This window comes from Saccharothrix espanaensis DSM 44229 (assembly GCF_000328705.1).
Classification (GTDB): domain Bacteria; phylum Actinomycetota; class Actinomycetes; order Mycobacteriales; family Pseudonocardiaceae; genus Actinosynnema; species Actinosynnema espanaense.
Genome location: NC_019673.1, coordinates 4316551 through 4339392, shown reverse-complemented (window position 1 = coordinate 4339392; position 22842 = coordinate 4316551). Strand labels below are relative to the sequence as shown.

14 protein-coding genes are annotated in these 22842 nt (G+C 74.5%); 9 read left to right on the top strand and 5 right to left on the bottom strand.

From position 1 onward, the window contains the following. Window positions 1-53: 53 nt before the first annotated feature. Both bla and BN6_RS19160 read left to right on the top strand, forming a co-directional pair. Entirely contained in the window at window positions 54-836 is a 783-nt protein-coding gene (bla, locus tag BN6_RS19165; RefSeq protein ID WP_015101361.1) for a class A beta-lactamase, read from the top strand. A 34-nt stretch (window positions 837-870) separates the two neighbouring features. Further along, window positions 871-1443, top strand: a complete 573-nt coding sequence (locus BN6_RS19160) for a D-alanyl-D-alanine carboxypeptidase family protein (RefSeq protein ID WP_015101360.1) — start codon at window positions 871-873, stop codon at window positions 1441-1443. A gap of 101 nt (window positions 1444-1544) precedes the next feature. Here BN6_RS19160 and BN6_RS19155 read toward each other — a convergent pair whose 3' ends face one another. Further along, on the bottom strand, window positions 1545-2093 hold the full coding sequence (locus BN6_RS19155) for an EF-hand domain-containing protein (RefSeq protein WP_015101359.1): 549 nt from the start codon (window positions 2091-2093) through the stop codon (window positions 1545-1547). 376 nt (window positions 2094-2469) lie between these two features. Between BN6_RS19155 and BN6_RS19150 the strand changes: the two genes are divergently transcribed. From BN6_RS19150 to BN6_RS19135, 4 genes are all read left to right on the top strand, one after another. After that, on the top strand, window positions 2470-5745 hold the full coding sequence (locus BN6_RS19150) for a hypothetical protein (protein ID WP_015101358.1): 3276 nt from the start codon (window positions 2470-2472) through the stop codon (window positions 5743-5745). A 136-nt stretch (window positions 5746-5881) separates the two neighbouring features. Next, window positions 5882-8617, top strand: a complete 2736-nt coding sequence (locus BN6_RS19145) for an AfsR/SARP family transcriptional regulator (protein WP_015101357.1) — start codon at window positions 5882-5884, stop codon at window positions 8615-8617. A 101-nt stretch (window positions 8618-8718) separates the two neighbouring features. Continuing rightward, on the top strand, window positions 8719-8898 hold the full coding sequence (locus BN6_RS19140) for a hypothetical protein (RefSeq protein ID WP_041313273.1): 180 nt from the start codon (window positions 8719-8721) through the stop codon (window positions 8896-8898). A gap of 266 nt (window positions 8899-9164) precedes the next feature. After that, window positions 9165-12482 (top strand): DUF4082 domain-containing protein, encoded by a 3318-nt coding sequence (locus tag BN6_RS19135; protein WP_015101356.1) that lies wholly within the window; start codon window positions 9165-9167, stop codon window positions 12480-12482. A gap of 49 nt (window positions 12483-12531) precedes the next feature. On the opposite strand, the gene BN6_RS19130 is transcribed toward BN6_RS19135, so the two are convergent. After that, the gene (locus BN6_RS19130) at window positions 12532-13887 is read right to left on the bottom strand and encodes a serine hydrolase domain-containing protein (protein ID WP_085983509.1); all 1356 of its coding nucleotides are present in this window, start codon (window positions 13885-13887) and stop codon (window positions 12532-12534) included. Window positions 13888-14026: 139 nt separating this feature from the next. Between BN6_RS19130 and BN6_RS19125 the strand changes: the two genes are divergently transcribed. After that, window positions 14027-15490 carry an amidohydrolase family protein gene (locus tag BN6_RS19125; RefSeq protein ID WP_015101354.1) on the top strand — a complete coding sequence of 488 codons (1464 nt, stop codon included), beginning with the start codon at window positions 14027-14029 and terminating at the stop codon, window positions 15488-15490. Between the two features lie 134 nt (window positions 15491-15624). After that, the gene (locus tag BN6_RS19120) at window positions 15625-16776 is read left to right on the top strand and encodes a cytochrome P450 (protein ID WP_015101353.1); all 1152 of its coding nucleotides are present in this window, start codon (window positions 15625-15627) and stop codon (window positions 16774-16776) included. Window positions 16777-16902: 126 nt separating this feature from the next. On the opposite strand, the gene BN6_RS19115 is transcribed toward BN6_RS19120, so the two are convergent. Continuing rightward, window positions 16903-18813: a Xaa-Pro dipeptidyl-peptidase gene (locus BN6_RS19115; RefSeq protein WP_015101352.1), complete on the bottom strand. Its 1911-nt coding sequence runs from the start codon at window positions 18811-18813 to the stop codon at window positions 16903-16905. 123 nt (window positions 18814-18936) lie between these two features. On the opposite strand from BN6_RS19115, the gene BN6_RS19110 reads away from it, so the two are divergent. Further along, complete coding sequence (locus BN6_RS19110) at window positions 18937-20256, top strand: PIN-like domain-containing protein (RefSeq protein WP_015101351.1); 1320 nt, start codon at window positions 18937-18939, stop codon at window positions 20254-20256. Window positions 20257-20315: 59 nt separating this feature from the next. Here BN6_RS19110 and BN6_RS19105 read toward each other — a convergent pair whose 3' ends face one another. Both BN6_RS19105 and BN6_RS19100 read right to left on the bottom strand, forming a co-directional pair. Then, window positions 20316-21563 (bottom strand): MFS transporter, encoded by a 1248-nt coding sequence (locus BN6_RS19105; protein ID WP_015101350.1) that lies wholly within the window; start codon window positions 21561-21563, stop codon window positions 20316-20318. After that, window positions 21560-22699 (bottom strand): PLP-dependent cysteine synthase family protein, encoded by a 1140-nt coding sequence (locus BN6_RS19100; RefSeq protein ID WP_015101349.1) that lies wholly within the window; start codon window positions 22697-22699, stop codon window positions 21560-21562. The genes BN6_RS19105 and BN6_RS19100 overlap by 4 nt, the downstream gene beginning before the upstream one ends. Window positions 22700-22842: the final 143 nt, after the last annotated feature.

Below are 22842 nucleotides of genomic sequence, written 5' to 3'. Positions count from 1 at the left end.
CCGGGACGTCCACTCCGGTCACCACGCCGACCACCGGGCCGACCACCACCGCCGTGCCGCCGGACGGCCGGTGGGCGGGGCTGGAACGGAAGTTCGACGCACGCCTGGGCGTGTACGCGGTCGCCACCGGCTCCGGTGCCACGTTCGCCTACCGCGCGGACGAGCGCTTCGCGTTCTGCTCGACGTTCAAAGGGCTCGCCGCGGCCGCCGTGCTCCAGCGCAACCCCTTGGCGCACCTGGACACCGTCGTCACCTACACCGACGCGGACCTGATGAAGAGCTCGACCATCACCCGCGAGCACGTCGCGACCGGCATGACGATCCGCGACCTGTGCGACGCCGCCGTGCGGTACAGCGACGGCACGGCGGGCAACCTGCTGGTCCGCGACCTGGGCGGGCCGGCCGGGCTCACCGCGTTCCTGCGCGGGATCGGCGACGGGGTGACCCGGGCGGACCGGACCGAGCCCGCCCTCACCGAAGCCGCCCCGGGTGATCCTCGCGACACCACCTCGCCCCGGGCGATCGGGACCGACTACCAGCGGATCGTGCTGGGCGACGTGCTGCCGGCCGACAAGCGGGCGTTCCTGCGGGACCTGTTGGAGCGCAACACGACCGGGGCGCGGCGCATCCGCGCGGGCGTGCCCCTGGGGTGGGTCGTGGCCGACAAGACCGGGACGGGCGAGTACGGGACGGTCAATGACATCGGCCTCGGGTGGCAACCGAACGCCGCCCCACTCGTCATAGCGGTGATGTCCAGTAAAACGACGACGGACGCGAAGTACGACGAAGCGCTCATCGCGGAGGCCGCGGCGCAGGTCGTGGCCGTGCTGACGTGAAGCACTGTCCCGTCGTCGCCGATTGGGGGGTTCTGTGTACCTGCGTGTGGTGGTTCCGCTGGTGGTGGCGATGATCGCGGCCGGGGTCGCGGGCGGGCTGGGGATGACCGGCCGCCTGCGGTTCGTCCCCGACCCGGCTCCGGGCCGGCCGCTGGCGATCCTGGAGGAGGTCCCGGGTCCCGAGACCGGCCCGGTGTGCCCGGTGGACGGTCGGTACGTGGACGAACCGGCCACCGGCCTGCACCCCGAGGTCCTCGCCGCGTGGCAGCGCCTGGTGGACGCCGCGGGCGCGAAGGGGGTCCGGCTGTGCCTCAACGACGGCAAGCGCAGCAACGGCCAGCAGCAACGCGAGTTCGACGCGTCGGTGCGGCAGCTCGGTTCGGCGGAGCTGGCCGCGCGGTACGTCCTGCCGCCGGAGAAGTCGATGCACGTCAAGGGCAGGGCGGTGGACGTCCAGCCGCAGGACTCGGCGATCTGGGTCGAGCGCAACGCGCCGGCCCTGGGGTGGTGCCGCCGCTACGACAACGAGTACTGGCACTTCGAGTACTCGCCGTCCTACGCCACGGCCGGCTGCCCCGCCCTGCTCCCCAGCGCCACCGGCTCCTGACCCCGGCCCGTGCCGCTCCCGCCGCGCGGCGGCCCGCCCACCGCGCGGCGGCCCGCCCACCGCGCGGCGGTCGTCGTCAGCCCACCGCGCGGCGGTCGCGGTCAGCCCAGCATGGCCGCGCCGGGCACGGCCGGATCGGCGGTGCTGAACAGCTCCTGGATCGCGGCGCGGAACTCGGTGAAGTCGATCACGCCGTCGCCGTTGGCGTCGATCCGCTCGAACGCCGTGACGGCGATGTCGGTGTCGACGTCGATCGCGGCGTAGAGGTCGAGGTACTCGCCCCGGGCGATCCGCCCGTCCCCGTCGCGGTCCAGGACCTCGAAGACGGCCCGCGCCACCGACGAGACCGCCTCCTCCAGGTAGTCCGGGTTGCCGAGCAGACCGCGTTCGGTGGCGGCCACGAACTCCGCCCGGCTCACCCGCCCGTCGCCGTCGAGGTCGGCGTCACGCTCGACCTGCGCCCACCACTCGCCGAACGCGGCCGTGACGCCCTTGCTCCGCTCCTCCTCCGCGCCGGGCAGGAGGCGGGCCGCCACCTGCTCGGCCAGGACGGTGAAGTCGTCCGCCGACAAGACGTCGTCGCCGGTCACGTCGAGCACGTCGAAGATCTTGCCGAGGTTGTCGTCCTGGATCACGGAACCACTGGTCACGAATGCCTCCAGTTCGTGGATTGACCTGTGAAGTCAACCGCTGCGGTCGAGCGGTGGGCCAGGGTGGTTCCGAAGTGCACGCCTTCAGGTGAACCAGGCACCCCGAAAGCCGTACCCGGCGGTTCCACGATCACCGGACCGGCGCACCAGCCGTCCCCCTTCGGCCTCGTCGGACGTGCAGCGCCCGCCGCTTCCGCAGCGCACCGGAATTTCAATTGCAGCGGATGCGGCCTGAAAAGAGCCGTCCACCCACCGCAATTCCCCCGCGGGACAGGACCGGATCGCCGGGCACGGGCCGCCTCGGGTCGGTCGGCGAATCCCGCGCCGGTAATCAATCTGCTGGCAATGGGCGCGCCCGCCGGCGAGAATCGCGGTCGTGACGATCACCGCGAACCGACTCCTGCGCTCGCTCGACCCGCTCCCTCACGGCTCGCGGCAGCGGCTGCTCGCCGGCACCGCGCGCGAGCTGGTCGGCACGCCCGCGCTGGACGGGCTGCTGCGGGAGCTGTCCGGGGGCGACCGGTTCAGCCGGGGGCTCGCGGTGCGGATCGCCCACGTCGCCGGGCACGGCGAGTTCGTCGTGCGGGCGGCGACCTGGCCGGAGACCGAGGTGGCCCGCCACGCGCTGGCCTCCGCCGGCCGGCTGGACCTGCCCACCACGGTCTTCCTCGACCTCCTCCCGCACCTGTCCACCGACCTGCGGCGGACGCTCTACCGCGCGGTGCGCCGGCGGAACCGGGGCCGACAGGTGGACGAGCTGCTGCCCGTGGTGCGCGCCGCGTACGGCGACGTGGAGGCGGCGGGGCTGTTGGCGTCATGCACGACGGAGACCGTGCGGGCCTTGCTGCCGGAGCTGGAGCACGCCGTCCGGAACTGGACCGCGCTCGGCCGCCGGCACCCGGAGGTGCTGCTGGACTTCGTGGGCGCCGAGCTGGACGGGTCCGCCCCGACCTGGTGGTCCGACGTGTGGGGCCGGGTGGCCGGAGGTGTCGCCGCCGCGGCGGCCACCCACCCGGAGCGGGTGCTCGGCCTGGTCGAACGGGTCCTGCCGCACGCGCCCCTGCCGTGGGCGTTGCACCCGGCCGCCGCCCGGCTCGCCCGCCACGACCCGCGCCGGCTCGCCGCCGTCCTGGTCGACCCGCGCCGCACCGGTCCGGTCCCGGCCCGGCCGGCGCTGTGGCGGGCGCTGGCGGCGCTGCCCGACGCCGACCTGGTGGCGGTGGGCCGGGTGCTGCCGGAGCGCGACCAGGGCACCTTCCTGCGCACCCTGCCGCCGTCGCGGCGGGCGGCCGTGGTCGCCGGCGTGTACGGCGACCGGCTCGACCTGCCGGCGGGGGTGCTCGACCAGCTCCCGGCCCCGGCGCGGGCGGAGTTCGGCCGGCGGCTGCTCGACCGGCCGGCCGTCGCCGACGACCCGGTGCGGCGGCTGGCCGCGACCGCGCTGCTGCCGTGGGCGCAGGCCCGGGACGCGCTGCTGGCGGCGACCCGGCGGGCCACCGCCGACGACCGCGCCACCGGTCACGAGCTGTGCGTGCGGGCCGCCGTGGCGACCCGCGACCCGGCCGTGCTCGCCGAGGTGGTGGCGAACTTCGCCCGGCTGGCCAACGACCAGGACCCGGTGCGCTCGCGAGCGCTGGCCGCGTTCGCGGAGGTGCCGTCGTGGCTGTTCCGGGTCGCGGACGTCGACGCCTACGGCAAGCTCATGGCCGACGCGGCGGACGCCCGGGACGCCTCCTGGCAGACCAGGTACGCCGTGCGCGGGCTGGCCCAGGCGCTGATCCGGGAGGGCGTGGTGGCCCGCCGCCCGGAGCTGGTCGACGCGGGCCGCACCGGGCTGGCCCGGATCGCCGAGCAGGCCGCGATCGGGCTGCACGGCATCGGCCGGGCGCTGCCGCGCGGCGCCGAGCACGAGGTGTTCGCCGCGCTGGAGCCGCGGCTGTCCCAGGACGCCCGGCGGGGCGAGTTCGACCTGCTGCTGCCGCTCGCGACCGGGCTCGGCCGACGCGCCTGGGACCTGCCGCGCCTGCAGGAGCTGCTCGACCGGGCCCGGTCGGCGAAGAGCGACCGGGTGGTGACCGCGGCGATCGGGCTGTGGCTCGCGCCGCCGCGCACCCGCGACGACCGGGTGCGGCGGGTGCTGGCCGACGACCGGTCCACCATCACCGTGGACGTCGTGCGGGAGGTCGTCGCCCGGCGCTGCACCGACCTGCTCGACCTGGTGATCGGCAAGCCGCTGCACGGCCGGTTCCTCAAGCGCGGCGTGCGGTACGTGCCGCCGTTCCCGGACTGCGCCGAGCGCTGGCTGCCGCGCCAGGTCGACGCCTACCGCGACCAGCTGCTGGACTGCGCCACGTCCGCGCGCGTCCCGGTGTTCGAGCGCGCGTCCGCCGTGGCGCGGCTGGGCCGGCTGCCCGGCTCGGTGGCCGAGGTCCGGGGTTTCACCACCGACCCGGACGTGCCGGTGGCCGAGGCGGCGCTGGCCACGCTGGCGTGGACCGACGACCCGGCCGACGTGCTGCCGGACCTGCTGGAGCACGTCGGCACCGACCGGGCCCGGGTCGCGGTCTACGCGCTGTCCCGGTGCGCCCGGTTCACCTCGCCGCGGCGGCTCGGCGAGCTGCTCGCCCCGCTGGTGACCGGCGGCAAGGTGACCACCCGCAAGGAGGCCGTGCGGCTGCTCGCCCAGCACCGGGCCCCCGGCGCGGTGGCGGTGCTCGCCGGGGCCTGGGACGGGGCGCACCGGGACGTGCGGCGGGCGCTGGTGTCGGCGACCCGCTGGTTCCTCGACGACGACACCGCGTGGGACCTGCTGACCCGGGCCACCGCCGAGCAGTGCGAGGTGGCCGCCGAGGTGCTCGAACAGCCGCCCGCCGCGGTGCCCCGCCGACACCGGGTCGGCTACGGGGAGCTGGTGCTCGCGGTCGCCGCGTCCGCCGACCCGGACACCGCCCGGCGCGGGCTGGCCGCGCTGCCGGCCTGGCTGCGCTGGGTCGAGGGCACCGCCGACCTGCTCGTCGGGCTCGTGGTCGACCTCGACAACACCGCCACCTGGGAGTTCGCCCTGTCCGCGCTGGTCCGCGCGGCGCGGGCGCAGGCCGACCCGGAACCGCTGCGCCGGGCGGTGACCGGGCTGCTCGCCGTGGCCGACCGGTACGACGCCGAGACCGACCGCGACCTGCCGGGCCGGCGGCGGATCGAGGCGCTGGTGCGCCAGGTCGCGGGCCAGGCCGACTCGGCGGGCCGGCGGGCGGAGGCGGGCGCGCTCGGGCCGGTGCTCGCGGCGGCCGGGCACCACCCGGCGGCGGTCCGGCTGGCCGTGCTCGCGGTGCCGTGGGGCGAGCCGGGCGCGGACCTGGCCGGGCTGCGGGACGTGGCGCGCGTCGCGGACCGGCCGGCGCTGCGCCGGCAGGCGTCCGAGGAGCTCGCGGTGGCCCTCTCCGGGGTGCTCGACCGCCTCCCGCCGGACCGGCCGCACGAACTGGCGGGCGTGCTGGCGGTGGAGTGCCCGGCGCTGGCGGTCGCCGTGGCGACGGCCGCGGGCCCGGCGGCGGGCTGGCCGGCGCGGTGGCGCGAGCTGGTGCGCGGACTGCGCCGGCACGACGACCCGGACGTGCGCGACGCCGCCCTGGCCGTCCGCACCGACCAGACGTGAGCGCGGCGGCGGCGGCCGTGCGCGCCGACCGGGCATGAGCCGGCCGCCGATCGGGTGAACCGGGGGCAACGCCGCACGCCGTCCCGGGTGGACCGGTAAGCCTGGTCGGGCAGCCGTGATCGCAGGGGGGACGGCGATGGCGACAGTGTTCACCTTGCTCGGCGAGGTGACCGCGCTCGTGGACGGCCGGCCGGTCGACCTGGGGCCCGCGCGGCAGCGGTGCGTGCTGGCCGCGCTGGCGGTGGACGCCGGGCAGGTGGTGCCGGTGGACCGGGTGGTCCAGCGGGTCTGGGGCCCCGCGCCGCCGCTGCGGGCCCGCGCCACCCTGCACAGCTACCTCTCCCGGCTGCGGCCCCTGGTCGGACCGGTCGGGCTGCTCCGGCGGGGCGGCGGCTACCTGCTCGACGTCGACCGGGACGCGGTGGACCTGCACCGGTTCCGCGACCTGTGCGCGCGGGCCCGCACCGCCGCGACCGACCAGGCCGAGACCCTGCTGACCGAGGCGCTGCGGCTGTGGCGCGGGGAGGCGCTGGCGGGCCTGGGCGGCGCGTGGGTGCTCGCCGAGCGGGGCCGGGCGGCCGGGGAGCGGCTGACCGCCGAGTGCGACCTGGCCGACGCCCGGCTCCGGTCCGGGCAGGGCGCGAACCTGGTGGCCGAGCTGGCCGCGCGGGCCGCGGAGCACCCGCTGGACGAACGGGTCGCGGCCCAGTACCTGCTGGCGCTGTGCCACGCCGGGCGTCCCGGCGAGGCGCTGGAGCACTACCGGGGCCTGCGGGCCCGGATGGTCACCGAGATCGGCACCGACCCCGGCCTCCCGCTGCGCCACCTGCACCAGCGGATCATCGAGGACGACCGGACGCTGACCGCCCCGGCCCAGCACGGGGACGTCGTCCCGGTGCCGCGCCAACTCCCGCCGGCACCACCGGGGTTCACCGGCCGGGCCGCGGAACTCGCCGCCCTCACCGCCCACCTCGACGGCGCCGCACCGGGCGGCACGATGGTGGTCTCGGCGGTCGCCGGGGCGGGCGGCATCGGCAAGACCTGGCTGGCGCTGCACTGGGCGCACCGGCACGCCGACCGCTTCCCGGACGGGCAGCTGTTCGTCGACCTCCAGGGGTTCAGCCCGACCGCGTCACCGGTGGACCCGACCGCCGCGGTGCGCGGCTTCCTCGACGCGCTCGGCGTCGACCCCCGGTCCGTCCCGCCCGACCCGCACGCCCAGGCCGGCCTGTACCGGAGCCTGGTGGCGGACAAGCGGGTGCTGGTCGTGGTGGACAACGCGCGCAACGCCGAGCAGGTGGTGCCGCTGCTGCCGGGCAGCCCGACGTGCACCGTGCTGGTCACCAGCCGGCACCGGCTCACCGGGCTGGCCACCGGTCACGGCGCACGCCCGTTGCGGGTCGACGTGCTCAGCGACGCCGAGGCGCGCCACGTCCTGGTGGACCGGCTGGGTGCCGCGCGGGTGGCCGCCGAACCCGACGCGGCCGGCGACCTGCTGGCCTGCTGCCACGGTTTCCCGCTCGCGCTGGCGATCGTGGCCGGCCGCGCGTGCGCCGACCCCGGCTCGCCGCTGGCCGCGTTGGCGGCGGAGCTGCACGAGGCGTGCCTGGACGTGCTGGACCACGACAACCCGGCCGCCGGTCTGCGCGCGGTGCTGTCCTGGTCGCACCAGGCGCTCACCGCCGAGCAGGCGCGCGTGTTCGCGTTGCTGGGCCGGGTGGCCGGACCGGACATCGGCCTGGCCGCGGCGGCCGGACTCGCCGGGCGGTCCGAGGCGGCGACGAGGTCCGTGCTGCGCGCTCTGGAGGACATGCACCTGGTGCAGCAGCGGAGCCCGGCGCGGTGGCACCTGCACGACCTGATCAAGCTGTACGCGGCCGACCAGGAGATGCCCGGGGGCGAGCTGGACCGGGCCCTGGCCCGCCTGGTCGACCACTACCTGCACACCGCCCGCGCGGCGGACCGGCTGCTCAACCCGCACCGCACGCCGATCCCGTTCGGCGAGCCCGCGCCGGACTCCCGGCCCCGGCACCTGCCGGACACCGGCGCGGCGCTGGACTGGTTCACCGCCGAGCACCGCACCCTGCTGGCGGTCACCCGGCACGCGTCCTCGGCCCGGGTCTGGCAGCTCGCCTGGGCGCTGGACACGTTCCTCTACCGGCAGGGGCACCTGCACGACGCGGTCCTGGTGTGGCGGGAGGGCCTGGCGGCGGCGGACCGGCACGGCGACCCGGCGGTCCGCGTGCTGGCGCACCGCCTGCTCGGGGCCGCGGTCACCTACGCGGGCCTGCACGACGAGGCCGCGGCGCACCTGTCCGAGGCGCTGGCGCTGGCCGAGGACCTGGGCGACGCGCTGGCCCAGGCCCACACCCACCGGTCCCTGGCGCAGATCGCCGAACGACTCGGCCACGACCGGCAGGCGCTGGAGCACGCCACCAGCGCACTCGACCTGTACCGGAGCCTGGGCCGGCCGGCGCTGGAGGCGTTGGCGCTCAACGCGGTGGGCTGGTACCTGGCCCGGCTGGGCGAGTACGGGCGGGCCCGCGCGCACTGCGAGGCCGCGCTGGACCGCGCCGGCCGCGAGGTCGACGCCGCCGCCCGCGACAGCCTGGGCTACATCGCGCACCAGACCGGCGACCACGCCGCCGCCGTGGCGCACTACGAGCGCGCTCTGGCCCTGTTCCGCGAGGACGGCGACGCGTTCAGCGAGTCGCACACCCTCGACCGCCTGGGCCACCCGTACCGCGCGCTGGGCCGGCCGGACGAGGCCCGCCGCGCGTGGCAGCGGGCCGTCCGGCTGTTCGAGGCCCAGCACCGGGGCGAGGAGGCCCGGCGGGTCCGGCTGCTGATCGCCGGGCTCGACGGGGCCTGAACGGACCCCTCGGGTTCGCCTGCCCGGCCGGTGGACCGGCGTGCCGGGCAGGAGGACACTTCGCGGTGGCTTTCCGGGCGTCGGCCGACAGGAGGACCGGTATGCGCGCTCATCAGCGGTTCGCGGTGGCGATGGCGGTGGCGGCGGTACTCGGTGTCACCTCCGTCGCGGCGGTGGTCGTGGGGACGTGGTCGGCCGATCGCGCCGGCACGTCCACGACCAGCGGAGCGGGCATCGACGACCCGCCCACGACCACGTCCGACCCCAAACCCGGCGAGTAACCCGCTGCCGGTTATCGAGTACCCGCTACGAAGGCAGGCCCACGGCGGCACGGGTCGCATGATCATGGCCGCCTGCGCGCGCCGCAGGTCGATCGCCGTCCCCCCGGTGCACGAAGCGCAGGTTCGCGGGTCCCGTCGCAACGGGGTGCATCCCTTGCGCCATAGAGGCTCCAACCGATCAGACGAGCCGTAACAGCGTTGTCCCGCACGCCGATCCCCGGCATGAAGCCGCGCCATCCCCAGGCCCGGCGGGGAGAGGTGGACTCATGTTCCCGAGCGATGCGGCCAGGCACAGACCCGGCACCGCACTGGTCCGGCTGGTCACCGTCCTGGTGGTCGCCGCCGCGCTGGTCGTCGCGCCGGTCGCCGGGCGCACACCGGTCGCGGTCGCCGCCACGACCACCGCGTTCACCGACGTCCCCGCGACGGCCGCGGTCGGCGCGCCGTACACGTTCGGCGGCACCGTCACCGACGAGAGCCCGGTCGCCGCGGTCGAGGTGTCCACCGACGCCGGTGTGACCTGGCGGGCCGCCGGGTGGCAGGCCGGTCAAACGACGTGGAGCCACACGTTCACCCCGGCCAACTCCGGCACCGCCCACCTGCGGGTCCGGGCGCTGGACGCCGCGCAGAGCCCGTTCAGCGCGGCCTCGGCCGAAACCCCCGTCGCGGCGCGGGTCTGCCCGTGCGGCCTGTGGTCGGACGCCGACGCGCCCGCGACCGCCGACGCCACCGACAACACCGCCGTCGAACTCGGCCTGAAGTGGCGGTCCACGTCGGACGGCCACGTGCGCGGCATCCGGTTCTACAAGGGACCCGGCAACACCGGAACGCACACCGGCACGCTGTGGTCCGCGACCGGCACGGCGCTGGCCACCGGCACGTTCCGCGCCGAGACCGCGAGCGGCTGGCAGACGCTGGTCTTCGCGCAGCCCGTCGCGGTCACCGGCAACACCACCTACACCGCCTCCTACCTCTCCCCCACCGGCCACTTCTCGGTCGACCAGGGGTACTTCGCCCGGTCCTCCCGCTACCTGGAGCCGCTGACCGGCCTCCAGACCGGGGTCGACGGCCCGAACGGCGTGTACCGCACCGGCGGCGGCTTCCCGAACACCGGCTCGCCCGGCAACGCCAACTACTGGGTCGACGTGGTGTGGGCCCCCGAGCCCGGCGCGGACGGCCGGGCCCCGGACCTGATCGGCACCACGCCGACCGGCGGCGCGGGCAGCGTCGCGCTCACCGCCCCGGTCAGCGCCGCGTTCGACGAGACGATCGCGCCCGGCTCCGCCCAGTTCACCGTCACCGGCCCGGCGGGCCCGGTCACCGGCCGGACCTCGTTGTCCGGCAACGCGAAGACCGCGCAGTTCGCCCCGGACGGCCCGCTGCCCGCCGGCACCGCGTTCACCGCGTCGGTGCGGGTCGGCGACGCGGCCGGCAACCAGACCGCCCAGCACACCTGGCAGTTCACCACCGGCACGCCGCGTGCGGCGGAGTGCCCGTGCACGCTGTGGGACGACTTCACCACGCCCGCCGTGACCGCCGCCGACGACTCGCGGCCGGTCGAACTCGGCGTCAAGGTGCGGTTCGCCGGCAAGGGCCAGGTGCTCGGCGTCCGGTTCTACAAGGGTGCCGGCAACACCGGCACGCACACCGGGTCGTTCTGGACCTCGACCGGTGTCCTGCTGGCGACCGGCACGTTCACCGGCGAGACCACGACCGGGTGGCAGACCCTGACCTTCGCCGAGCCGGTGTCCGTGCAGACCGGGACCACCTACGTGGTGTCGTACTTCGCGCCCGACGGCCACTACGCGGTCACCCAGAAGCAGTTCCAGGACCAGCCCACGACCTACGGCCCGATCACCGCGATCACGGACGGCACGGCCGGGGCGAACGGGTTGTTCCGCTACGACGGCGGCTTCCCCACCGGCGGGTACCTGGCGTCGAACTACTGGGTCGACGTCGTCTACCGCAACGGTCTCAACGGCGACACCGACCGGCCGACCCTCGACACCCGCACGCCCGGCCCGGACGCGACGGGCGTCGCGCTCGACCAGCCGGTGACGCTCGGCTTCAGCGAGGCGATCGACCCGGAGTCGGCGGTCGTCACGTTCTCCGACACCGGCGGCGGGACCTTGAGCGGCACGTCGACGCTCTCCGCCGACCAGAAGACGGTGACCTGGACGCCGAACGGCACGTACAAGCCCGCCACCAGGTACGCGGTGCGGGTGCAGGCGGCGGACGTCAACGGCAACACGATGACCGCGCCCGTCTCGTGGTCGATCACCACCCAGGCCACAGCGCCCTGCCCGTGCTCGCTGTTCAGCGACGCCACGGTGCCGAAGATCCCGTCGGCGAACGACGGCGGCGCGTACGAGCTGGGCGTGCGGTTCACCGTCCCGCGCGGCGGCTGGGTCACCAGCGTCCGGTTCTACAAGGGCGAGGGCAACAACGGCACCCACACCGGTTCGCTGTGGAACTCCAGCGGCCAGCGGATCGCGCACGGGACGTTCACCGACGAGACCGCGATCGGGTGGCAGGAGCTGACCTTCGCCGAGCCGGTGGCCATCGCGCACGGCGCGACCTACGTCGCCTCGTACTCCGCGCCCCAGGGCCACTACTCGATCGACCACGGGTACTTCACCTTCCGCAACCCGGTCGTCTCACCGCCGCTGGGCACCGCGGAGGGCGTGGCGGCGGGCGTGTTCGCCCCCGGCGGCGGCTACCCCAGCCTGACCTGGAACGGCAACAACTACTGGGTCGACGTCGACTTCACGCCCTACACCGACTTCACGCCGCCAGTCCACACCGGACACACGCCGGGTGACGGCGCGGTCGACGTCGGGTTGAGCGGCCCGCTCCACATCACCTACGACGAGCCGTTGAACGTCGCCGACTCGACGGTGCGGGTGAAGGACTCCCACGGCGTCACCATGCGCGGGACACTCAGCCTGACCGACGGCAACCGGACGCTGGTGTGGACGCCGGTGGCGCCGCTGGTCCGCGGCACGACCTACACCGCGAGCGCGCGGGCGGCCGACAGTTCCGAGAACATCGCGGTCGACACGGTCACCTGGTCGTTCACGATGGGCAACCCGCCGTGCCCGTGCTCGCTCTACAGCGAGGCGGCGGTGCCGGAGATCGCCGAGTTCGGCTACTACGGCGGCGCGGGCATCGGCGTCCGGTTCATCCCCAGCACCAACGGTTCCATCACCGCCGTGAAGTTCTACAAGGGGCCCGCCAACCGGCGGTACCACCACGGTTACCTGTCGCTGCCCAACCAGGAGACCCTCGCGTCCGGCGGGTTCGCCGACGAGACGCCGTCGGGCTGGCAGACGGTCACCTTCGCCAACCCGGTACCGGTCACCGCCGGCACCGAGTACCTGGCCTGGTACACCATGCTCGACGGCCGCTACTCGCAGACCACGAACTACTTCCGCAACGGCGGGACGGTCACGCCGCAACTGACCGCCCCGGGCGGTCCGGACTCCTACAACGGCATGTTCGGCCGGATCCAGGGCTACCCGTCGTTCCCCAGGGACGCCACCTACAACAACTACTGGGTCGACGTCGTGTTCACGACTTCGTAGTCCCGACGGGTGGCGCGGTCGCCGTCGACCGCGCCACCCCGCTCGCCGGTCAGCGCGCGCGTTCGATCAACCGGACCAGGTGGACGAACTCGCGGCCGTCGTGCACCAGCCGGGCGAACTCGCGCCGCGCGCCGTTGAACTCGACCTCGAACCGGTCACCGCCCAGCGGTGTCACCGGGATCGGCGCGCCGCGCTCCTGGCCCTTCACCGAGAACCGCGCGGCGAGCGACCCCGGGCCGCCCTCCAGCTCGAAGACCATCAGCGTGGACTCGTACCGGCCGAGCACGGCCGTGACGTCCGCGTCCGCCGCGTCGGGGTCCGGCACCGGGAGACCGGGCGTGAGCCCCAGTTCCGGCCCCAGCTCTGCCTCCACGGCGTCGGTCAGCGCCGACCCGTGCTCGGAGTTGGTGAGCACGCACAGCGCGAGCCCCAGCTCCGGGAACGTCCGCAGCTGCGCGATCTGCCCGTCGGTGTTGCCGCCGTGGTGGACCACCCGCACGCCGTGCCAGTCCGACAGCATCCAGCCCAGGCCCCAGCCGTCGTAGGTCGACAGCAGGTGCGACAGGTCGACGTGCTTGTCCCGCATCAGCCGGGCCGACCCGGGCGACAGGACCCGGCCGCCGTCGACGCCCTCGCCGTCGCGCAGGTGGGCGACGGCGAACCGCAGCAGGTCGCCGGCCGTCCCGGTGACCGACCCGGCCGGGCCGACCGACCTCGGCGACTGCCAGTGCGGCACCTGCCGCACCCGGTCACCGTCGACCAGGTGCCCCACGGCGGTGCGGAACAGCGGGGCGTCGTGCGGCAGGGTCAGCACGTGGGTCAGGCCCAGCGGCCGGGCGATCCGCTCGGCCACGGCCTCGTCCCAGGTCTGGCCGCGCAGCACCTCGACGATCCGACCCGCGACCACGAACCCGGAGTTGCAGTAGCTCAGCGGGCCGCCGGGCTCGGTGACCGAGGTGGCGCCGGCCAGCGAGGCGACGTAGCGGTCCAGGCAGTCGTCGCCGGGGCCGGTGTCGGTGAACAGGTCGCCGTCGATGCCGCTGGTGTGGGTGAGCAGGTGGCGGACGGTGATCCGCTCGGCGTAGCCGGGGGTGGCCAGGGTGAAGCCCGGCAGCACGTCCACCACGGGCGTGTCCAGGTCCAGCAGGCCGTCGTCCACGAGCTGGAGGACCAGCGTCGCCGTCCAGACCTTGCCGGCGGAACCGTAGTGGAACAGCGTTTCCGGCGTGACCGGCACACCGGTGCCCACGCCCGCCAGGCCGGAGGCCAGCACCCGCAGGTCGCCGTCGGCGGTCATCAGCCCCACCTGGCAGCCCGGCACGCCGTGCCGCTCGCGCAGCCCGTCCAGCCGCTGCTGCCACCCGGCACCGACCAGCAGGTCCTCGGCCAACGTCATCGTCCCCATCAGACTCCCTCCCGGATCTCCGGCCCACTGTGGCGGGGCCGTGGAAGCGGGGTCATCAGAGGTTGCGACCAATCCGGGGGCGCGGTGTTGTCGTTCCCGACAACGTGCGTCGCGGCCCGTCCGTGGTGAGGTGGGCCGCATGGTGCTGCTGCTGCGTGGCGGACGGGTGGTCGATCCCGGAACCGGGCTGGACGGGGTCGCGGACGTGCTGGTGCGGGGAAGCGAGGTCGCCGCCGTCGGCGCCGACCTGCCCGTTCCGGACGGCGCGGCGGTGGTGGACGTGACCGGCCTGGTCGTCGGCCCGGGGTTCGTGGACCTGCACAGCCACGTGCACAGCGTCGCCGGGCAGCGCCTCCAGGGCATGGACGGCGTCACCACCGCCCTGGACCTGGAGTCCGGGCTGCACCCCGTGGAGCGCGCGTACGCCGACGCCGCCGCCCAGGGCCGCCCGCTCAACTACGGGTTCTCCGCGTCGTGGGGCGCGGCGCGCGCCAAGGCCCAGTTGGGTTTCGAGGAGAACGCCGACCCGTGGGCCGGGATGAAGCTGCTGGACGACCCGCGCTGGCAGCGCTCGTCCACACCCGCCGAGCTGGTGGCCTGGCTGCGCGACCTGGAGCACGAGCTGTCGACCGGCGCGCTCGGCGTGGGCGTGCCGCTCGGGTACGCGCCGGAGACCGACCCGGCCGAGTTCCTGACCCTCGCGGCGCTGGCCGCCCGCGCGGACGCCCCGATCTTCACCCACGTCCGCGAGCTGGTCGAGACCGACCCGAGCACCCGGTACGACGGCTCCGCGGAACTCGTCCGGGCCGCCGTCGAGACCGGCGCGGCGATGCACCACTGCCACGTCAACAGCACGTCGCTGCGGCACATCGACCGGGTGCTGGACCTGCTCGCCACGACCCAGGCCGCCGGGTCGCGGGTCACCGTCGAGTGCTACCCGTACGGGGCGGGCAGCACCGGCATCGGCGCGTACTTCCTCGCGCCCGAACGCCTGGCGGGCCTGGGCGTCGGGCCGACGTCGATCACCATGGTGGAGTCCGGCGAGCGGGTCGCCGACCTCGGCCGGCTGCGGCAGCTGCGGGAGCTCGACCCGGCCGCCGGGTGCATCATCGCGTTCCTGGACGAGGACGACCCGGCGGACGCGGCCCTGCTGCGCAGGTCGATGGTGTTCCCGGACTCGATGGTGGCCAGCGACGCGCTGCCGATCCAGTGGCCGGACGGGAGCTGGGACACCTACGAGTGGCCGCTGCCGCCCGGTGGCCGCACCCACCCGCGCACGGCGGGCACCTACGCCAAGACGCTGCGCCAGATGGTCCGCGAGAGCGGCACGTGGACCTGGCTGGAGGCGTTCCGGCGCTGCTCGTGGCTGCCCGCCCGGACCCTCGACCCGGTCGCGCCGGCCGCGGCGCGCAAGGGGCACCTGGGGGTGGGGGCGGACGCCGACATCGTCGTCCTGGACCCGGAGCGGATCACCGACACCGCCACCTACCAGGACTCCACCCGACCCTCGGCGGGCGTGCACCACCTGCTGGTGGCGGGCACGTTCGTGGTCCGCGACCAGCGGATGCTCGACGCCCTGCCGGGCCGCCCGCTGCGCGGCTGACCGCCCCCGCTCCCCCGCCTGCCCGTCCCCGATCCCCTCGGCAATCCCCAAACTTGGGTGTTCCCGGACCACCGCCCGCGCGGCCACGCTCGTCCTCGGCAGGGTCGACACCTCTCGCGGAAGTGGGTCGTCGGATGGGGATCGGGGACAGGCGGCGGTTCCGGCGGGATCCGTACGGCTACATCGAGGACTTGCGCCGGCGCAGCCCGTCCGGGGTGATCCCGCTGCCGTGGGGCGGCTGGTGCGTCGGCGACCCGGACCTGGCCCGGCAGGTGCTGCGCGGGGCGGAGTTCAACGACGGGGCGTCCGACTTCTTCGGGCCGCTGCTGCCCACCCGGTCGGCCCAGGTCGCGGTCGGGCACGCGGTGCGCGACGTGCTGCGGGCCCACGCGCCGCAGTTCCGGGACCGGTTCGCCGCAGGCGTCGCCGACCTGTCCTCGGCCAGCCGCTGGCCCACGGCCGGGACCCGGCTGGTGCACCGGTGCCTGGCCGACCTCCTGCTGCACCCCGGGACGCCGGCCGGCACCCGGCGGCTGCTGGCGCGGGCCGTCACCGACGGGGTCGTGCTGCGAGCGCGACGGGTGTGGCGGCGGGCGCGGGCGGAGGTGCGGCGGGCCCGGCTGGTCACCGCCGTGGCCGCCGTGGTGCGCGACCGCCGGGAAGTCCTTGCCGGCGAGCCGCTCGACGTGCTGGACGCAGTGGTCGGTACGTGCCCCGAGGAGACGTCCGACCGCGCGGTGGCCGAGCTGTTCCTGGTGCTGTTCCGGTCGATCATCGCCCCCGTCGGCTGCTCGCTGGCGTGGGCGGTGCTGCTGGTCTGCCTGAACCACCCGGCGGGCCCGCCGTGGCCGTGGCCCGTCGACGCGGCCGTGCGGGAGGCGCTGCGGCACCGACCGATGGCCTGGATGGTCGGCCGCACGGTCCCCCGTCCCACCGAGGTCGGCGGCCTGCCCTTCCGGCCCGGCGACGTCCTGTCGGTCAGCCCCTACCTGCTGCACCACGACGAACGCCACTGGACCGAACCGGCCGCGTTCCGGCCCGAGCGCTGGGCCGAACCCGGCGGGCGCGGGCCGTACCTGCCCTTCGGCGCGGGCCCGTTCGCGTGCGCCGGGGCGTCCCTGGCCCGCGAGCTGACCGGCCTGGCCCTGGCCGCCCTCGGCCACGACGCCCGGCTGACCGTCACCGGCGGCGACACGCGCCCCGTCCTGGCCGACGGCGCGGTCCCCCGGCCCTTCGTCCTGCACCGGGCCCCCGCCCGGAGCGCCGACCGCACCGGGAGGAGGTGATCAGCCATGACCGCTGTGCTGCGACGCGTCCTGCGGAACAAGCCGAGCCGACGCTGGAACTGGGCGTAGGGACGGCGGCCCGGTGGTCCGGGAGCCTGGGCGGCGTCCGGACCACCGGGTTCCCGGTCAGCCGTGGTCGAGCCGGGCCGGCTCGGTCGCCACGACCTGCGCCGGGTGCGCGGGCAGCGACCCCGGCACGCCGGCCACCGGGGTCGTCCCGTCCAGCGGGAGGGTGACGAACGTCTTCGACAGGTCCACCGTGAGCCTGGGCGGCTGCGCCGGAGCGGACACGAACCCCGCGTCCGTCCCACCGATGATCAGCGCGAGCTGGTGCCCCTTCGGCACGACCTTGTCGGTGCTGGCCAACCGGAACGTCATCGTGTACGGGCGTCCCGGGACCAGCTGCTCCTCGCGGCTCAGCGAGCGGTGGTTGGCCAGGTCCGCCCAGCCCCGGCTGAAGATGTGCAGCCCGACGTTCGCGGTGTCGGTGGCGGCGATCCGGTAGCAGGCGTCGTCACCGGTGGTGCTCGCACCCCAGCAGTCCTCCGCCGACCCGAACTTGACGCCCTCGCCGGCCCCGCCGTAGTTGCGGATCGTCTGCCGGCCGTAGTCCACCAGCACCGCCGAGACCCGCGCGGTGGGCGTGCTCGGCGTGACGGTCACGGTGACCGTGCCGGTGCCGGACACGTGCAGGTCCTGCGCCAGCACCCCGGTCGAGTACAGCACCCGCGAGGTGGAGGTCGCGGTCGGCTGGGCGGCCCACGTCGCCTCACCCACCCGCCCGGTGTCGGTGATCGACGCGCTGCCCGTCACCGCCGGCCCCGAGGTCATCGTCCCGACCCCGGCCGTCGGCCCGGCGACCGGCCGCAGCACGACGTCCCGGGTGCCCGCCGCCGGCCACGCCGTCTGGTCCACCCAGACGTCGGGCTGCCGCTCCACGCTCACCCGCGGCGAGTTCCCGACCCCGTTGTCCAGGCCCAGCAGGTAGTGGTCGAACCACTGGTGCAGGGCCGCCACCCACTCCGCGCGCCGGAAGTCGAACGGGTCGACGTGCCCGGTCTGCGACAGCCACAGCTTGCGGTCCACGCCGGTCGAGGCCAGCGCGCTCCACCACTGCCCGAAGTTGATCGTCTTGACGTTGAGGTCGTTGACCCCGTTGACGGCGAACACGCTGGCCCGCACGTTCTTGGCGGCGGCGACGTGGTCGCGTTCCAGCCAGGCGGGCGAGTAGTCGCCGTTGGCCGGGAAGTCCTGCCGCAGCCGCTGGTTGGCGGCCGAGCAGTTCTGCCCCTGGTTGCGCGCCGAGACGGTCTGCGCGAGCCCGGCGGGCGAACCGGAGTTGCCCACCGCGCCGTCGGTCCGGTAGTAGTCGTACCAGCTGGAGATCGCCGCGATCGGCACGATCGTCTTCAGCCCGGCGACCCCGGTGGCGGCGACGCCGTTGGCGATGGTGCCGTCGTAGGACTTGCCGATCATGCCGACGTTCCCGGTGCTCCACGCCGCGCTCACGGCCGTGCCGCCGGTGGCCGAGGAGTACCCGGTGGCGCGCCCGTTGAGCCAGTCGACCACCGACTTGGCCGACCCGACGTCCGACACCCCGCCGACGTCGACGCACCCGCGCGACCGGTTGGTGCCGGCGAGGTCGACCAGCACGACGGCGTACCCGCGCGGCACGAAGAAGTTGTCGTAGTAGAGCGGGAACCCGACCGGCCGCCCGGCGCCGTCGTAGGTCTTGACCTCCTTCTCCCCACCGCGACCGCAGCACGAGTAGTACGGGCTGGCGTCCATGATCACCGGCACCTTGATCCCGCGGTCGGCGGCCTCCCGAGGCCGCACCAGGTCGGCCGCGACCCGGTCGTCACGCCCGTCCGCGTCCCCGTCCCGCCCGGTGTCGACCCACACCGTTTCCCTGATGGCCGAAGCGAAGTCGTACACCGGCTCACTGACCACCCGCCCCGCCGCCGAAGCGGTCCCCGGTACCGCGGTGCCGGCCAGGACCAGGGCCACCGTTAACAGTTTCACCAAACCTGAGCGCATGTGCGCCGCCTTCCCGACGTGAACCCCCGCCGATCGAGCTTGGAGGGAAAGGCGCAGCCCGCAGTAGGGCGGAACGTACGGGGACAACCGGGCTAAGATCCGGTGATCGACCAGGGGGCCGCAGTGGGAGCAGACACCACCCCGCCGCAAGGGGACATCTTCGAGGGCTTCGAGCAGTACCGGACGCCGCAGACAGAGGACTACCAGCGCGCGCTGGCCGAGGGCCTGGTCGTGCTGGACGCCAACGTCCTGCTCAACCTCTACCGGTACAACACCGGCGCCCGCGACGACCTGCTCTCGGTGATGGACCGCATCGGCGACCACCTGTGGGTCCCGCACCAGGCGATGCGCGAATTCTGGCGCAACCGCGACTCGGTCCTCGGAGCCTTGCGCGACGCCGCCCGGGAAGCCACCGCGACCCTGGAGAAGTCCTCCCGGTCCGCGGAGAACGCCATCTCGGTGTGGGCCAAGAAGTCGGCCCTGCCCGACAAGTTGCGCGACGACCTGCGAGCCGAGTTGGACCGCGCGTTCACAACCGTGCGCCAGGCCATCGACCGGCAGACCGACACCGACGCCTCCGCCCACACGTACGACACCGACAAGGACCACGTCCTCACCCGCCTGTCCGAACTCCTCGCCCGGCGCATCGGAGCGCCCCTACCGTCCGAGGAGCACGAAAAGGCGTTGCGCGAAGCCGAATCCCGCATCCGCGACCAGCAGCCGCCCGGCTACCTCGATCACGACAAGGACCCCGACCTCCGCGTAGGCGACTACCTGGTGTGGGAGCAACTGCTGTGCGAGGCCGCCGGCCGTGAGTGCGACGTTTTGTTCGTCACCAGCGACACGAAGGACGACTGGTGGGAACGCTCACGTGACGAGCTGCGCGGCCCGCGGCACGAACTGTCCGTGGAGTTCCGCGAACGCACGGGCCGACGGCTGTTCATGGTGCAACCACAGGACTTGCTCCGCCACGCGAACTCGTTGGACGTGGAGGTCGACCCGAAGTCCGCCGACGAGGTCGCACGGGTCCTGACGTCCTGGGGACGGGACGTCGAGGACTACCTGGACTACTGGACGACGGTAGCAGACCCGATCCGCGGACCTGCGTCACTCATCCGCGCGGTGTGCGGGGACGGATGGACGTTCGTGCCCGGCTCGCTCCGCGCCAGGCCGCCCGGTTGCCGCGTCACCGACGGCCGCTCGACCCACTACCTGTTCTGGGGACCACTACGCGACTTCCAGACTCTGTTGTGGGCCGCCATGGACGCCATCGACCCGCCGCTCGACATGCCGATCGTCGTCCTCCTGACGCCCGCCGGCGAGGCCATCGACACGGACCACAATCGCCGCGGCATGGCGATTGCCGAACGATCAGGTGTGCGGCTGCGCTACATGATCGTCTCGCCGGACCCGAACCAAAACTTCGAGGAGCACGAGGACTGATCTGCCCACCGCGTCGACGTGCCCGGTCACGGCGGTGACCGGGCACGCCGACAAGCGCATCACCCAGAGCGGCTGCCTTCCGGAACAGGTGCGGCGGACGGCGCACCGGTGCGGAAGCGGGTCATGCCCGGCACGGCCAACGTGCCGACGCACGCGACCAGCACCACCACCGCCGTGCCGACCAGGGCGTGCTGCACGCCGGACGCCTCCACCACCAGCGGCAGCAGCGCCAGGCCCAGTGGGCTCATCGAGTACGAGACCATGAAGTCCAAAGAGGACACTCGGGCTTGCAGCTCCGGCGGGACCTCGCGCTGGACCGCGCTGAACCACGGGACGTTGAACAACTCCATCCCCACCCCGGCCAGCACGTACGCGCCGACCACCGGCCAGGCGTCCGACGACAGCGCCAACGCCAGCGGGATCCCCGCGTACAGGGCCAGTCCGGACACCGCGACCAGGCCGGGCGACCGGGGTGTCCACCGCGTCATCACCGCACCGCCGGCCAGCGCCCCGATCGAGTACCCGGTCAGCGCCGCCGCGAACACCAGGTCGGTGCCGAACCGGTCCCGGCTGATCACCGGGAGCAGCACCATCTGCGACGCCTCCCCCACCGCGAGCACGAAGACCAGCATCACCAGTCCCGCGACGAACCAGCGGTGACGTCGGGCCTCGCGCACGCCGGCCATGAACTGCTGCCCGAACGACTCGTCCGCACGGACCCCCGACACCTCGTGCTCCGGCAACCCCCGCGCGGCCAGCGCGACGAGGCACCACAACGCGGCCGTGAGCAGGAAGACCGCCCACGGCCCGACCCAGATCACCGCCGCGGTGGCCACTCCCGGTGCCAGCACGAGCGCCAGCCGGAACGTGATCGTGGACAGCGCGTTGGCCGACTGCCGCTGCCGCTCCGGGACCAGGTCTCCCACCATGGCTTGGTAAGAGGGCCGGAACGCCCCCTCCCCCGCGCCGACCAGGAACACGCACAGCACACTGCCCCAGCTCGGCCCGGTCAACGCCAACGGCAGGGCCAGCGCGGCGACGACCCGCACCAGGCACGCCAGGAGGATCGCCTTGCGCCGGGACCACCGGTCGGCCAGCACGCCGCCGGGCACGGTCGCCAGCACGAACCCGACGGTCTTGGCCGCCAGCACCGGCCCCAGCACGGTCGCGCCGGAACCCTGGTGCACCAGCGCCAAGGTCACCGCCGCCGGCAGCAGCGAGACCGCCCAGGCGTCGGCGGTGTTGGCCAGCCACAGCCGGCGGAACGCCGGGATCGACCACGCCCCGCGCTCGACACCGGTGGTCATGACGCCGGCCGGCCGAGGTCGGCCGGCGCGTGCGGCGAGCCCAGTTCGCCGGCCAGCTCGGGCCGGTAGTTGGCGGTCTCCACCGGCTCGGTGCTGTGCGGCACCAGGTCCTCGGCCCGGCGGTGCAGCTCGTCCGGCGAGGTGTCGAGGGTCAGCCCGTGCTCCTTCATCCAGTCGTCGTTGTAGATCGTGTGCAGGTAGCGCTCGCCGCTGTCGGCGGCCAGCAGCGCGACCGAGCGACCCGCCCCGTGCTCCCGGGCCAGCCGCAGGGCGACGCACAGCGCCGCCCCGGTCGAGCCACCGACCAGGATCCCCTCGGCGCGGGCCAGCACGCGGCACGCGACGAAGGCGTCCTCGTCGGAGACCTTGTACACCGAGTCGAGCCGGGACAGGTCGTCCAGGTTCGCCGGCGTCCACCCGAGGCCGACGCCCGGGATCAGGTAGGAGTGCGAGTCGCCGCCGAACACGGCCGAGCCGACCGCGTCCACCCCGACCACGTGCACGTCCGGCACGTGCTCGCGCAGGTAGCGCGAGATGCCGCCGAGCTGGCCGCCGGTGCTCACGGTGGCCACCACGGCGGCGAGCCCCGGCCCGGTCTGGTCGACCAGTTCCACGGCGGTCCCGTGGTAGTGGGCCAGCGAGTTGAGCGGGTTGAAGCACTGGTCGGGCCGGAAGGACCCGGCGATCTCGCGGTGCAGCTGGTTGGCCAGCGCGATGCGGGTCTTGTGGTAGGAGCCGGTGTCGTCCTGCTCGTGGACGACGATCACCTCCGCGCCGAACGCCTGGAGCATCGCCAGGTTGGTCGCGGTGACCTTGGGGTCGACGATGACGATCACCCGGTAGCCGCGGGCCGCGCCGATCATCGCCAGGGAGATGCCGAAGTTGCCCGACGAGGACTCGATGACGGTTCCCCCGGGCCGCAGCAGACCTTCCTCCTCGGCGCGGCGCACGATGTACCAGGCCGGGCGGTCCTTGATGCTGCCGCCGGGGTTGCACCGCTCCAGCTTGACGACCACGGCCGCGTCGGACGTCCGGGTCAGGTGTCGCAGACCGATCATCGGGGTGGTGCCGACGGTGTCCAACACGGTCGGTAGGCGGCCGTCCGGGCCGGTGCAGGGATGCGGGACGTGTGCCATGCGAACTCCAAGAATCGTGCTCAGGACCTGAGCGCAGGGACGATTGCAACAGCAACCAGCGCGAAAAGGGGCGCACCGGGGGTGCGGCGGCACAATGCCCTCACACAGCGGAGGGCAGCCAGTGGCGATGTGACGGGATCGCG

Bases quoted from the DNA above. Each gene is read 5' to 3' on its own strand.
- BN6_RS19140 (WP_041313273.1), top strand. From the start codon at position 8,719: ATGCGCGCTCATCAGCGGTTCGCGGTGGCGATGGCGGTGGCGGCGGTA.
- BN6_RS19115 (WP_015101352.1), bottom strand. From the start codon at position 18,813: ATGCGCTCAGGTTTGGTGAAACTGTTAACGGTGGCCCTGGTCCTGGCC.
- BN6_RS19145 (WP_015101357.1), top strand. From the start codon at position 5,882: ATGGCGACAGTGTTCACCTTGCTCGGCGAGGTGACCGCGCTCGTGGAC.
- BN6_RS19120 (WP_015101353.1), top strand. From the start codon at position 15,625: ATGGGGATCGGGGACAGGCGGCGGTTCCGGCGGGATCCGTACGGCTAC.
- BN6_RS19135 (WP_015101356.1), top strand. From the start codon at position 9,165: ATGTTCCCGAGCGATGCGGCCAGGCACAGACCCGGCACCGCACTGGTC.
- BN6_RS19125 (WP_015101354.1), top strand. From the start codon at position 14,027: ATGGTGCTGCTGCTGCGTGGCGGACGGGTGGTCGATCCCGGAACCGGG.
- BN6_RS19130 (WP_085983509.1), bottom strand. From the start codon at position 13,887: ATGGGGACGATGACGTTGGCCGAGGACCTGCTGGTCGGTGCCGGGTGG.
- BN6_RS19100 (WP_015101349.1), bottom strand. From the start codon at position 22,699: ATGGCACACGTCCCGCATCCCTGCACCGGCCCGGACGGCCGCCTACCG.
- BN6_RS19105 (WP_015101350.1), bottom strand. From the start codon at position 21,563: ATGACCACCGGTGTCGAGCGCGGGGCGTGGTCGATCCCGGCGTTCCGC.